Origin of the sequence: Aggregatibacter sp. Marseille-P9115 (assembly GCF_920939465.1) — a bacterium.
Classification (GTDB): Bacteria; Pseudomonadota; Gammaproteobacteria; order Enterobacterales; family Pasteurellaceae; genus Aggregatibacter; species Aggregatibacter segnis_B.
Map to the genome: position 1 here is coordinate 1,184,753 of NZ_OV100759.1, position 12,705 is coordinate 1,197,457.

Consider the following 12,705-nt stretch of genomic DNA (forward strand, 5'->3'; position numbering starts at 1 on the left):
ACGAATTACACAGAGAAGAATTATGTCAACAACTACTCCAGAAACTTATGGTGCAAACAGTATTAAAGTGCTGAAAGGGCTTGATGCGGTGCGTAAACGTCCCGGTATGTATATCGGTGACACAGACGATGGAACGGGTTTACACCATATGGTTTTTGAGGTGGTGGATAACGCCATTGATGAAGCCTTGGCCGGGTATTGTGATGACATCGTGGTGACTATTCATTCCGATAATTCTGTTTCCGTGCAAGATGACGGGCGCGGTATTCCGGTAGATATTCACCCAGAAGAAGGTGTGTCTGCCGCAGAAGTGATCATGACGGTTTTGCATGCGGGCGGTAAGTTTGACGATAACTCCTATAAAGTCTCCGGTGGTTTGCACGGAGTGGGCGTGTCTGTGGTTAATGCATTGTCTGATAAATTACAACTGACTATTCGCCGTCAAGGCAAAGTGCATGAACAATTTTATCGCCTTGGCGATCCCGTTGCTCCGTTAGCGGTCATCGGCGAAACCACCCAAACCGGAACCACCGTGCGTTTCTGGCCGAGTTCGACCATCTTCACAAATATTGAATTTGAATACGATATTTTAGCTAAACGCCTAAGAGAGTTATCTTTCTTAAACTCCGGCGTTTCTATTCGTTTAATTGACGAACGTACCGACAAACAAGACCATTTCCACTACGAAGGTGGTATTCAAGCGTTCGTGGAATATATCAATCGTGGTAAAACGCCAATCCACCCGAAACCATTCTATTTCTCTGCGGAAAAAGACGGCATTGGCGTGGAAATTGCGTTGCAATGGAACGATGGCTATGCAGAAAACATTTACTGCTTTACCAACAACATTCCACAGCGCGATGGCGGTACGCACTTGGCTGGTTTCCGCGGGGCGATGACCCGTACGTTGAATAACTACATGGAAAACGAAGGCTACACCAAGAAATCCAAAGTGGCGACTTCCGGTGATGATGCGCGTGAAGGCCTGGTTGCTGTGATTTCCGTGAAAGTACCGGATCCAAAATTCTCTTCTCAAACCAAAGACAAATTGGTTTCCTCCGAAGTAAAAAGTGCGGTGGAATCTTTGATGAACGAGTATTTGCAAACCTATTTGTTGGAAAATCCAAATGATGTAAAAATCATCGTGACCAAAATCATTGATGCGGCGCGCGCGCGTGAAGCCGCACGTAAAGCCCGTGAGATGACCCGTCGTAAAGGCGCATTAGACTTAGGCGGCTTACCGGGTAAATTGGCGGATTGTCAGGAGCGAGATCCGGCGTTATCCGAACTTTATATCGTGGAGGGTGACTCTGCGGGCGGTTCGGCAAAACAAGGGCGTAATCGTAAAAACCAAGCGATTCTGCCGTTAAAAGGAAAAATCTTGAACGTGGAAAAAGCCCGCTTTGACAAAATGTTATCTTCTGCAGAAGTGGGTACATTAATTACGGCGTTAGGTTGCGGTATCGGTCGTGACGAATATAACCCGGATAAATTGCGTTATCACAGCATTATTATCATGACCGATGCGGATGTGGACGGCTCGCACATTCGTACGTTGTTATTGACCTTCTTCTATCGTCAAATGCCGGAGCTGATTGAGCGCGGTTATGTATATATTGCACAACCACCGTTGTATAAAGTGAAAAAAGGCAAACAAGAGCAATACATTAAAGACGATGAAGCCATGGCGGAATTTGAATTGGCGATTGCGTTGGAAAATGCGGCGCTTTATGTGAATGACAATGCACCGGGTATGCAAGGTATGGCGTTACAAAATCTCGCCTCCGAATATCTTGCAGTACAAAAAATGACGACCCGCTTGAGCCGTTATTATCCGGAAAGCGTGTTGAAAGAATTGATTTATCAACCGGCGTTGACCACAGCGTTAATGCAACAGGAAAGTGCGGTCAATTCTTGGGCTGATTCTTTGGTTGCTTCTTTAAATGGAAAAGAAACTGACGGCAGACATTATAACTATCGTTTGCAATTCAATGCTGAGCGAAACTTGCATGAAGTGGTATTGACGGTGAGAACCCACGGCATTGATACGGATTATTTCTTGAACTTCCAATTTGTGACCGGTAATGAATATGCCCGCTTAATTGCGTTGGGTGAAAAATTGGTCGGTTTATTAGAAGAAAACGCTTATGTTATGCGTGGTGAGCGCAAAGTTGCAGTCGCTTCTTTTGAACAGGCGATTGAATGGTTAATGAAAGAATCTCGCCGAGGTTTGATGATTCAACGCTATAAAGGGTTAGGTGAAATGAACCCGGAACAGCTTTGGGAAACGACAATGGATCCGAATACTCGCCGTATGTTGAAAGTGTCTATCAAGGATGCTGTGGCGGCAGATCAGTTATTCACCACCTTAATGGGGGATGAAGTAGAGCCTCGTCGCGAATTCATTGAAAGTAATGCATTAAGAGCAAATCTAGATATTTAACATTCACTTAAAAAAACACCGCACTTTGAATAAAAAGTGCGGTGCTTTTTTTGTTATTTTTTTAATCTCACTAATTCGACTTCATGATTTGCACCCTTTTTCAGGATTAAATCGGCACGTTCTCGCGTAGGTAGAATATTTTCTTTCAGGTTTAATCCGTTAATTTCATCCCAAATTTTTCCCGCTGTGGTAACCGCTTCTTGTTCAGAGAGATTGGCGTAATGTTTGAAATATGAGTTTGGATCAGAAAAAGCGCTTTGGCGGAATTTCAGAAAACGGTGAATATACCATTCTTTTAATAAGTCTTCTTCCGCATCAACATAAATAGAGAAATCGACAAAATCAGACACAAACAGCTCATTGGCTTGATTTCTGTTAGGTTGTAAGACGTTTAACCCTTCTAAAATCAGAATGTCAGGTTGATCGATGACATTAAATTGATCAGGGATAATGTCATAGGTTAGGTGAGAATAAATTGGCGCAGTAACATTCGGCTTGCCGGATTTTATATCTGCTAAAAAACGAATCAGTTTTGGCGTGTTGTAAGAAATCGGAAAGCCTTTTTTATGCAATAAATTGTGTTCCTGAAGATAGGCTAACGGGTGTAGGAAGCCATCTGTCGTAATCAAATCAACTTTACGTTGTTGTGGCCAATGGCTTAAGAGCGATTGCAGAATCCGGGCAGAGGTGCTTTTCCCTACCGCTACGCTACCTGCAATACTAATAATGTAGGGCACTTTCGTGTTTTGTCCGCCAAGAAAACGACGCAACACATTTTGGCGACGAATGTTTTCATCTATATAGTAGTTAATCAAACGGACTAACGGCAAATAGATTGTACGAACTTCGTCAAGGGAAAGCTCTTCATTTATCCCAAGCAGAGGTTTGAGATCCTGTTCGGTTAATGTTAACGGTACTGATTTACGCAATTCCGCCCAACGTTGCCGATCAAATGATAAAAACGGCGTAAGTTGTTCCGACATAGAAGGAGAAACCGAAAAGTCCACGTGCTGAATTACTCTTTTTTAACCAATGATAGGTTGCAAAATATACCTTATAAATAAGAGATTGAGCAGTAAAATTTTTGCATAATCAGCTAAATTCACCGACGTTAGAGGGTTTTTGCTTGATAATTAAACGAATAACCAAAAAAAACTTTATTTACTAAAAAAAAACTTGTCAGGCATAAAAAAATCCCTATAATACGCCTCACTTGTTTACGACGCCGACTTAGCTCAGTAGGTAGAGCAACTGACTTGTAATCAGTAGGTCATCAGTTCGATTCCGATAGTCGGCACCATTTCTCGTATTCAAGTTCCAACTTAGAGTGGAGGGATTCCCGAGCGGCCAAAGGGAGCAGACTGTAAATCTGCCGGCTCAGCCTTCGAAGGTTCGAATCCTTCTCCCTCCACCATTTCTAAGCGACCGATGGGACAGATGAATTAAGAACGGCGGGCATCGTATAATGGCTATTACCTTAGCCTTCCAAGCTAATGACGCGGGTTCGATTCCCGCTGCCCGCTCCAAGCGCTGATATAGCTCAGTTGGTAGAGCGCACCCTTGGTAAGGGTGAGGTCGGCAGTTCGAATCTGCCTATCAGCACCACTTCTTAATAATCTCTCCATTACAAATTTTAATACTTTGGTTAGTCTGGTAAATTGAACCATCGATAACCGTGTTTGTTTAGAGGGACTCTCAATGTCTAAAGAAAAATTTGAACGTACAAAACCGCACGTTAACGTGGGTACAATCGGCCACGTTGACCATGGTAAAACCACTTTAACCGCAGCTATCACAACCGTATTAGCAAAACACTACGGTGGTGCAGCTCGTGCATTCGACCAAATCGATAACGCGCCGGAAGAAAAAGCGCGTGGTATCACCATCAACACATCTCACGTTGAATACGACACACCAACACGTCACTACGCACACGTTGACTGTCCGGGACACGCCGACTATGTTAAAAACATGATTACCGGTGCGGCACAAATGGATGGTGCTATCTTAGTAGTAGCAGCAACTGATGGTCCTATGCCACAAACTCGTGAGCACATCTTATTAGGTCGCCAAGTAGGTGTTCCTTACATCATCGTATTCTTAAACAAATGCGACATGGTAGATGACGAAGAGTTATTAGAATTAGTTGAAATGGAAGTTCGTGAACTTCTTTCTCAATATGACTTCCCAGGTGATGATACTCCAATCATTCGTGGTTCTGCATTACAAGCGTTAAACGGCGTAGCAGAATGGGAAGAAAAAATCCTTGAATTAGCTCAAGCATTAGATACTTACATTCCTGAACCTGAGCGTGCAATCGACCAACCGTTCCTTCTTCCAATTGAAGACGTGTTCTCTATCTCCGGTCGTGGTACTGTGGTAACAGGTCGTGTTGAGCGTGGTATCATCCGTACCGGTGATGAAGTTGAAATCGTAGGTATCAAACCAACGGCGAAAACAACCGTAACCGGTGTTGAAATGTTCCGTAAATTACTTGACGAAGGTCGTGCAGGTGAAAACATCGGTGCATTATTACGTGGTACTAAACGTGAAGAAATCGAACGTGGTCAAGTATTAGCGAAACCGGGTTCAATCACTCCGCACACTGATTTCGAATCTGAAGTGTACGTATTATCCAAAGAAGAAGGTGGTCGTCATACTCCATTCTTCAAAGGTTACCGTCCACAATTCTATTTCCGTACAACTGACGTAACGGGTACTATCGAGTTACCGGAAGGCGTGGAAATGGTTATGCCTGGCGATAACATCAAAATGACCGTATCCTTAATCCACCCAATCGCGATGGACCAAGGTTTACGTTTCGCTATCCGTGAAGGTGGCCGTACAGTAGGTGCCGGTGTGGTAGCTAAAATTATCAAATAATTGATAAGAAACCCAATTGAAAAGGCGTATCGAATGATACGCCTTTTTGTTTTCATCATGTTGATAAAATGAATCTGATGAAAACACAATAAAAAATGACCGCACTTTAATGAAATAAAGTGCGGTCATTTTTTCTATTATTTTTTATTTTCTAGCAAGTGGTGGAACGAAACAAATGCCCATATCCCAAGGTTGTTCGATCCATGTGTTTTGTGGAATATCCACCACATAATCATCGACTAATTCTGCACCGGCTGGTTTTGCGAAAACAGTAACAAAATGAGCATTTGGGTACATCTCACGAATAGCGCGTGCAGTGTTTCCAGTGTCCACTAAATCGTCAATAACAATAAAGCCTTCTCCGCCATTTTCTAATTGAGCTGCATGTAAGACCTGCAATTCACCTTGTTTATCGTGGTTATAGCTGGCGATACAAATGGTTTCTACATGACGAATACCTAACTCACGGGCAAGTACTGCGCCAGGAAATAGGCCGCCACGGCTGACTGCGACGATGCCCTTCCATTGGGAAGCTGGAAGTAAACGTTCGGATAATTTGCGTGCGTGCATATGGAACATATCCCACGTCACAACATATTTTTCACTCATAAACACACCTTTTAAAAATTTTACGGGCATCGCCCTGGAAATAAAAATTGCGTTAGGATAACCCGAAATGGCATTTTATGCTATTATTTTCCCTAATTTTTTAAGGAGGAACTATGTCAGAAATACAACAATTAAGTCCGAATTTATTATGGAAATGGTTTGATCAAATTTGTGCAATCCCACATCCATCCTACCAAGAAAATGAACTTGCGGAATTCATCATCAACTGGGCAAAAGGGAAAGGGTTTTACGCGGAACGAGATGATGTAGGCAATGTATTAATCCGTAAACCGGCAACAAAAGGCATGGAAAATCGTCAAAAAGTTGCTTTACAGGCGCATTTGGATATGGTGCCGCAAGCGAATGAAGGTAGCTCACATAATTTTGCCACGGATCCTATCCGTCCTTATATTGATGGTGAATGGGTTCGTGCTACAGACACGACCTTGGGGGCAGACAACGGTATTGGGATGGCATCGACGTTAGCCATTTTAGACAGTGATGATGTCGCCCATCCTGATTTAGAAGTGTTACTCACCATGACAGAAGAACGTGGCATGGAAGGGGCTATCGGATTGCGCCCAAACTGGCTACAAAGCGACATCATGATTAACACTGACACAGAAGAAAACGCAGAAATTTATGTGGGTTGCGCCGGTGGCGAAAATGCGAATGTGACATTACCGGTGGAATATCAAGACAATGCCTTCGCTCACAGTTATCAAATCATGCTGAAAGGTTTGCGTGGCGGACATTCCGGTTGCGATATCCATACTGGACGTGCCAATGCGATTAAAGTGCTTGCGCGTTTCTTAGCAAAACTCACCCAAAATCAACCGCACTTTGATTTCCTTTTAGGTGACATTCGCGGTGGTTCTATTCGTAACGCTATTCCGCGCGAAGCGTTTGCAACGTTGAACTTCAACGGTGATGTGGCTCAACTAAAAAGTGCGGTGGAAAATTTTGCTGTTTTATTAAAAGCTGAACTGGCACTAATTGAACCGAATCTTACGTTTGATTTGCAGCCTGTTGAGAAATCTGAGAGAACCTTTACTGCAGCTAGCTCACAACGTGTGATTCATTTCTTGAACGTGCTACCGAATGGTGTGATTCGTAATAGCGACGTATTAGAAAACACCGTGGAAACATCCCTCAGTGTTGGCGTATTAAAAACAGAAGAGAATCAAATTAAAGCCACAATTTTAGTACGTTCACTTATTGATAGCGGCAAAGAATATGTCGCCGAGATGTTGACATCGCTTGCTTCATTAAGTGGTGCTTGCGCCGAATTCTCCGGTTCTTATCCGGGTTGGGAGCCACAGACACATTCACCAATTGTTGATTTAACCCATAAAATCTATGCGGACGTCTTGGGCTATGAGCCGACAATTAAAGTGATTCACGCCGGTCTGGAATGTGGTTTATTGAAGAAAATTTATCCGAATATGGATATGGTGTCTATCGGGCCAACAATCAAAAATGCACACTCACCGGATGAGAAAGTTCATATTCCGGCAGTACAAATTTATTGGTCGTTAATCACGAAATTATTGGCAGAAATTCCGGCGAAATAACTTCGTTGGAAAAAGAGAAAACCCGCTCTCGATGGAGCGGGTTTTCTCTTTTTTATGAGAGTTAAAACGCGTTAAAAACTGACCGCACTTTTTAATTTTTTCAGTGCGTTAGTTTCTAGTTGACGAACACGTTCTGCGGAGATGTTATATTTTGCAGCTAAGTCTTGCAAAGTCGCTTTGGTTTCATCCAACCAGCGGGCTTTTATAATGTCTTGGCTACGTGCATCAAGATTATTTAATGCCACTGCAAGTTGATCTGTGGCTTGCGCTTCATAGTTTTCGTTTTCTAACTCGGCAGCAAAATTGGAGCCTTTGTCTTCCAAGTATAACGCCGGTGCATAGGTTTCTGCATCATGATCGTCTGTTGGCAAATCAAACGCCACATCCGCCCCTGTCATGCGAGATTCCATTTCTACCACATCTTGCGGAGAAACGCCTAACTCATTCGCCACCATGTCCACTTCGTTTTCATTAAACCAACCTAAGCGTTGTTTTGTTTTGCGTAGATTAAAGAACAACTTACGTTGCGCTTTGGTCGTCGCGACTTTCACAATACGCCAGTTACGTAAAACATATTCGTGAATTTCCGCTTTGATCCAATGCACGGCGAAAGAGACCAAGCGAACACCTACTTCCGGGTTAAAACGCTTAACCGCTTTCATTAAACCGATATTGCCTTCTTGAATTAAATCCGCTTGCGGCAAGCCATAACCGGAATAACCACGGGCAACATGGATAACAAAGCGCAAGTGAGATAACACGAGTTTTTTTGCTGCTTCAATATCTTCGTTGTAATACAAACGTTCCGCGAGTTCCTTTTCCTCTTCCGCCGTTAACATCGGGTATTCATTCGCTGTGCGAATATAGGCTTCTAAGCTTCCTTGGGGAACTAACATCATGGTTTGAGTTTCTTTATCCATCATCTTCCTTCTTACTAAAGTCACCAGGCTTGATTGAGAGAGCCCAGTTATAACACAATTCATGAGAATTTCAATCGGTTTTAGCGATTGGAATTCGTCTTTTCATCGTTTATATGACCAATTTTTTGCCTGAAAGTTCTTTTATTTTACTAAAAAACGACCGCGCATCATGAGGTAAATTGTCCCTAAAATCAATAGGCCAATCATCGTCGAAGCAAACCAAAATAGGGATAGGCCAATAACGCTTAGGATAGGGTCTGATGTACCTTGATAAATATGCAATCCCACGTTTGCCATGGATGCTAGTCCAAACGAGAATGCCCAAAATGAAACCGTGAAACCATTTTGGAATAGCCAAGGCAATAAACGGATTAAGAACAACAGTTGCAATACACCATAACCGACGAATAGCTTCACCAATAAATCTACCTCACCACCATTTAACGTTAAGTAGGTGGAACAACCCACAAATGCCGGTGCAAGTTGAATGCCCATCGCTGGCCGGACGGCAGGTGCAATGGGCTCTAAATTGCGTAAGCGCTGCAAAATTGCCGGTTCAAGGCTTAGCCACGAAAACACGCCAGCACCAAAAAAGAGCATTCCCAACTCGCTATACCCCAAATAGCCTAATGCTGTGCCGCTGACAAAATTAGTTGCTACGGTTGGTAAATACATAATCGGTGTTGCGGCTTCTGCTTTGTGAATGCCGCGCCATAACCCAGCGACGCGGAAAGCAGCGAAACCTAACTGCCCTATGATCCCTAATGCAATTAATCCTATGGATAATGGGAAGGCATATGGCAAGACAGCCAAGCCAATTAAAATGGTGGTGATGGGAATTAAACTGATAAAACAGCCCAGAATTAAGTGATGTAATTCTTCTTTGGCTTGTTGAGGGAAATGTAACCATTTCACGACATAAGCCACAATAAATATCAACCAAATGATAGTCGCTAAACCTAGCAAGGTTTCGCTAACAATCGAAGGCAGTCCTACAGTATGCGTGCCATAACGCCAAGCCAAGCCTAACGCGGATAAGCCTAAAACAATACTGAAATAATTGACAGGAATAGGAAATGGTTTTTGCTGTTCCATTAGTGAGCCTCAATGTGATAATACAAGTCTTGTTCAATCACGCGCAGTAATAAATCAATATTCGGGTGTTTACCCGGAAATTGACGAGCATCTTCCGTATGCTCAGCGAAGAGTTGCAAGCCTTTCTGTGCAGAAGTGCGGTCTAATTTTCCGTTAAATTCCTCTGCCAGTGCGTTATATACTCGTAATGAACCTAATTTTCCAGGTGCAGCCGGAATTTGGTGAACCTGTTTACCGTTTTCTAAAATTTTGATTTCATTTAAATGGTCAATTGTGGGCAATGTGGCTAAAATTTCGTTAAATGTCATGGTGTTCCTGTAATTAACTGATGGTTTGTTGGCTATCCACTTCACCGTACTTGCCGATAAAACGTACTTCCGGTTGTAATTGAATGTCGAAGCGAAGTGCTACCAAATGATAAATGTGATGCGCCAATTCAACGACATCAGATGCGGTGGCATTGCCTTTGTTTATAAGAACCAAAGCTTGCTGTTGATGTACCGCTGCGCCGCCGATTTGGTAGCCTTTTAAGTTGCATTGGTCAATAAGCCAACCTGCGGCTAATTTTATGCTGCCGTCTGCTTGTGGGAAATGCGGAATCGTCGCGTATTCTTGTTGTAGACGCTCAAATTGTTGGGCGGAAACAACAGGGTTTTTGAAGAAACTGCCTACATTACCAAATTGTTTCGGATCGGGTAATTTACTTTGGCGAACGGCACAAATTTCTGAAAAAATGTCCGCAGAACTGACCGCACTTTTATCTAGGTTTGCCAAGTTGCCATATTTCAATACCGGTTTCCAATCTTTTGCCAGTTTTAATCCGACGGCTGTCACCACATAACCTTTTACATATTTATGTTTGAATACACTTTCCCGATAACCAAACTCGCATTCGATATTGGTTAAACGGAATTGCTCGCCGGAGGCTAAGTTTAATACCTCTACATAGTCGCACACATCTTTAAATTCAACGCCGTAGGCACCGATATTTTGGATGGGAGCGGAACCAGCGCAACCTGGGATTAAGGCGAGATTTTCCAAGCCGTAAATGCCTTGTTCGATGCTCCATTGCACCAAATTATGCCATACTTCGCCACCATTAACGTGCAGATAATGGAAATGCTGGTCTTCTTTGTGTTGAATGCCGAGCAGGCAGTTAATGAGCACAGCACCGGCAAAATCCTCAATAAATAACACATTGCTACCTTGCCCCAAAAACAACACGGGCAGATTTTCTTGTTGGCACTCGTCCCATACCTGTTTCAGTTGAGGAATGGAGGCAATTTTAATGATTTTTTCGGCATGCGCCGGAATAGCAAAGGTATGAAACGATTGTAAATTCTGCATAATTTCCTCTGAATTAAGATGATGTGTGCGCCAACGTAACTTTTACTTCTGTGCCGCCACTTGCTTGATTAGTAATGGTGAGCTTGGCGTTGAGTTGTGCGCTACGCTCGTGCATGATGTTAAGTCCGTAATGTCCATCCGGTTCTTCTAAACTTGGAATGCCGATGCCGTTATCACGCACAATGAGTTCTTGTTCGCCATCTTCGTTGGTACGAGCGATGACTTCAATGAGCGTGGCTTGTGAGTGTTTAATGGCATTGAGTACAGCCTCGCGTACGATTTGCAAGGCGTTGACTAATTGTTGTGCATTAAAACTTTGCGAAGGTAAAGAACAATCTACGCTCATTTGAATATCTGTTTGATTGCGTAAGGAATCAATTACTTGTTCTAACGCGAGTTTCAAATTGGCTTCCTGAATGGTTAAGCGGAAAGTAGCCAACAGTTCGCGCAACTGGCTGTAACCATCACTTAAGGCTTGCTCAAACTGTTTAATGATCATCAAACTTTTGTGTTTAGAACCCGGTTCGTCTTTATTTAAGTTATGTTTAAGTAGAGTCAGTTGAATTTGTAAAAATGCCAAAACTTGCGCCAACGAATCATGCAATTCACGCGCAATAATAGAACGTTCCTCCATGAGCAATAGCTGTTCTTGTTGGCGTTGAGTGCGCTGGAAATACAAGGAGCGGCTTAGCATTTGCGCTAAGTTTTGCATGGTGCGTAAATCCGGGCAAGGAAGCCCTGCTTGCCAATACAACACCGCCAAGGTTTCTCCTTCAATGGTCACTTCTGTTTGTTGTAATTCCAAGCAATCATTTTTCTCACCTAAGCAAATGTGCCAATGTGCCATATCCAATACATCTAGCTCCAGATAGCGCAAATGTTCGCTGTGCATGATGTTTTGTAAGACTAACTGCAAAATTTTACTGTCAATTTTATTGGTGGTGACAAGTTGTGAACAGTGATACAGCGTGCTTAAAGAGTGGTTAGTTTGTTGCAATTTTTGGGTTTTTTCATTTACCGTCGCTTCCAAGCCGGAATATAACTTGCTTAAATCCGAAGCCATTTTGGTAAACGTGCGTGCTAAATGGCCTAACTCATCTTCTTTCTTAAGATCTAGCGGAATATGATTGAATTGCCCCATTTGTACTTGAATACTGGCGCGCGTCAGTTGTTCCAATGGTGTTACGACGGCTTTGCGAGTATACCAATTTACATAAGACACCATGGCGACGATGAGTAGCATCGAAACAATAATGACGCATAATGCCCAAATCCATCTTTCTTCCGCTGAATGTTGTAAGGCGAACACGAACCGATCCACTTGCGCCACATAATTAGCAATATTTTGTTGATACTCAGAAAAGTTGCCTTCTCGTGCAAGACATTCCATGCCTTCCCAGCGTTTAATCAAATTGCGATAGGCATCTTTTACTTCTTGTGAGGCGAAAGGATGATAATTAATTTCTATCAGGGATTTTGAATGCAAACTGACGCGATATTGACGTAGGCTTGTTTCCACCATTTGGGGATTATGTTCGATTTCATAGAGTAAGCGGTAACTCTGCATCCGTAATGAACCAGACACATTAATTGCTTCTGCATAGGAACGATTACCTTCCATTAGTGTTAAACTAAATGCGCTGATAATGCCAACAAAGATAATAATTACGATGAGATAGTTGGCTATGCGGGTAGAAACAGAATGCTTGATTTTCACAATAAAAAACCTTGGTGGAAAATGTGCCGCTAGTTTAACAAAAAGTGCGGTCTCTTTTATAAGAGTTTTTTAGGGAGAATGAGAGCAAACCAATAATAGAGTTTGATCTAAAACAAA

The 12,705-nt window shown here is 42.8% G+C and carries 10 protein-coding genes and 4 tRNA genes; 7 read left to right on the top strand and 7 right to left on the bottom strand.

The window, feature by feature from the left end:
* Nucleotides 1-22: 22 nt before the first annotated feature.
* Nucleotides 23-2,443 (top strand): DNA topoisomerase (ATP-hydrolyzing) subunit B, encoded by a 2,421-nt coding sequence (gene gyrB / locus LQ983_RS05690; RefSeq protein ID WP_230621933.1) that lies wholly within the window; start codon nucleotides 23-25, stop codon nucleotides 2,441-2,443.
* A 53-nt stretch (nucleotides 2,444-2,496) separates the two neighbouring features.
* On the opposite strand, the gene coaA is transcribed toward gyrB, so the two are convergent.
* Complete coding sequence (coaA, locus tag LQ983_RS05695; RefSeq protein ID WP_230621934.1) at nucleotides 2,497-3,426, bottom strand: type I pantothenate kinase; 930 nt, start codon at nucleotides 3,424-3,426, stop codon at nucleotides 2,497-2,499.
* 241 nt (nucleotides 3,427-3,667) lie between these two features.
* On the opposite strand from coaA, the gene LQ983_RS05700 reads away from it, so the two are divergent.
* From LQ983_RS05700 to tuf, 5 genes are all read left to right on the top strand, one after another.
* A tRNA-Thr gene (locus LQ983_RS05700) sits at nucleotides 3,668-3,743 on the top strand.
* Between the two features lie 29 nt (nucleotides 3,744-3,772).
* Nucleotides 3,773-3,857 (top strand) — tRNA-Tyr (locus LQ983_RS05705).
* A gap of 37 nt (nucleotides 3,858-3,894) precedes the next feature.
* Nucleotides 3,895-3,969, top strand: a tRNA-Gly gene (locus LQ983_RS05710).
* Between the two features lie 3 nt (nucleotides 3,970-3,972).
* Nucleotides 3,973-4,048, top strand: a tRNA-Thr gene (locus tag LQ983_RS05715).
* A 93-nt stretch (nucleotides 4,049-4,141) separates the two neighbouring features.
* A complete protein-coding gene (gene tuf, locus LQ983_RS05720) occupies nucleotides 4,142-5,326 on the top strand; it encodes an elongation factor Tu (protein WP_109092123.1) in 1,185 nt (394 codons plus the stop codon).
* 144 nt (nucleotides 5,327-5,470) lie between these two features.
* Here the strand turns inward: tuf and gpt are convergent, their stop codons facing one another.
* Nucleotides 5,471-5,935: a xanthine phosphoribosyltransferase gene (gpt, locus tag LQ983_RS05725; RefSeq protein ID WP_032998038.1), complete on the bottom strand. Its 465-nt coding sequence runs from the start codon at nucleotides 5,933-5,935 to the stop codon at nucleotides 5,471-5,473.
* Between the two features lie 113 nt (nucleotides 5,936-6,048).
* Here gpt and LQ983_RS05730 point away from each other — a divergent pair, with 113 nt between their 5' ends.
* Nucleotides 6,049-7,509: an aminoacyl-histidine dipeptidase gene (locus LQ983_RS05730; RefSeq protein ID WP_230621935.1), complete on the top strand. Its 1,461-nt coding sequence runs from the start codon at nucleotides 6,049-6,051 to the stop codon at nucleotides 7,507-7,509.
* A gap of 71 nt (nucleotides 7,510-7,580) precedes the next feature.
* Here LQ983_RS05730 and rpoH read toward each other — a convergent pair whose 3' ends face one another.
* The 5 genes from rpoH to narQ all read right to left on the bottom strand — a co-directional run bounded on the left by rpoH (nucleotide 7,581) and on the right by narQ (nucleotide 12,588).
* Entirely contained in the window at nucleotides 7,581-8,429 is an 849-nt protein-coding gene (gene rpoH, locus LQ983_RS05735) for an RNA polymerase sigma factor RpoH (protein ID WP_230622614.1), read from the bottom strand.
* 141 nt (nucleotides 8,430-8,570) lie between these two features.
* Nucleotides 8,571-9,524, bottom strand: a complete 954-nt coding sequence (tehA, locus tag LQ983_RS05740) for a dicarboxylate transporter/tellurite-resistance protein TehA (RefSeq protein WP_109128728.1) — start codon at nucleotides 9,522-9,524, stop codon at nucleotides 8,571-8,573.
* On the bottom strand, nucleotides 9,524-9,832 hold the full coding sequence (locus LQ983_RS05745; protein WP_109128729.1) for a DUF2322 family protein: 309 nt from the start codon (nucleotides 9,830-9,832) through the stop codon (nucleotides 9,524-9,526). The genes tehA and LQ983_RS05745 overlap by 1 nt, the downstream gene beginning before the upstream one ends.
* Before the next feature lie 13 nt (nucleotides 9,833-9,845).
* On the bottom strand, nucleotides 9,846-10,871 hold the full coding sequence (gene murB / locus LQ983_RS05750) for a UDP-N-acetylmuramate dehydrogenase (protein ID WP_109128730.1): 1,026 nt from the start codon (nucleotides 10,869-10,871) through the stop codon (nucleotides 9,846-9,848).
* 13 nt (nucleotides 10,872-10,884) lie between these two features.
* On the bottom strand, nucleotides 10,885-12,588 hold the full coding sequence (narQ, locus tag LQ983_RS05755) for a nitrate/nitrite two-component system sensor histidine kinase NarQ (protein WP_109128731.1): 1,704 nt from the start codon (nucleotides 12,586-12,588) through the stop codon (nucleotides 10,885-10,887).
* Nucleotides 12,589-12,705: the final 117 nt, after the last annotated feature.

Excerpts from the sequence above, each read along its gene's own strand:
- gpt (WP_032998038.1), bottom strand. The coding sequence starts at position 5,935 with ATGAGTGAAAAATATGTTGTGACGTGGGATATGTTCCATATGCACGCA.
- LQ983_RS05730 (WP_230621935.1), top strand. The coding sequence starts at position 6,049 with ATGTCAGAAATACAACAATTAAGTCCGAATTTATTATGGAAATGGTTT.
- tuf (WP_109092123.1), top strand. The coding sequence starts at position 4,142 with ATGTCTAAAGAAAAATTTGAACGTACAAAACCGCACGTTAACGTGGGT.
- gyrB (WP_230621933.1), top strand. The coding sequence starts at position 23 with ATGTCAACAACTACTCCAGAAACTTATGGTGCAAACAGTATTAAAGTG.
- murB (WP_109128730.1), bottom strand. The coding sequence starts at position 10,871 with ATGCAGAATTTACAATCGTTTCATACCTTTGCTATTCCGGCGCATGCC.
- LQ983_RS05745 (WP_109128729.1), bottom strand. The coding sequence starts at position 9,832 with ATGACATTTAACGAAATTTTAGCCACATTGCCCACAATTGACCATTTA.
- rpoH (WP_230622614.1), bottom strand. The coding sequence starts at position 8,429 with ATGGATAAAGAAACTCAAACCATGATGTTAGTTCCCCAAGGAAGCTTA.
- coaA (WP_230621934.1), bottom strand. The coding sequence starts at position 3,426 with ATGTCGGAACAACTTACGCCGTTTTTATCATTTGATCGGCAACGTTGG.
- tehA (WP_109128728.1), bottom strand. The coding sequence starts at position 9,524 with ATGGAACAGCAAAAACCATTTCCTATTCCTGTCAATTATTTCAGTATT.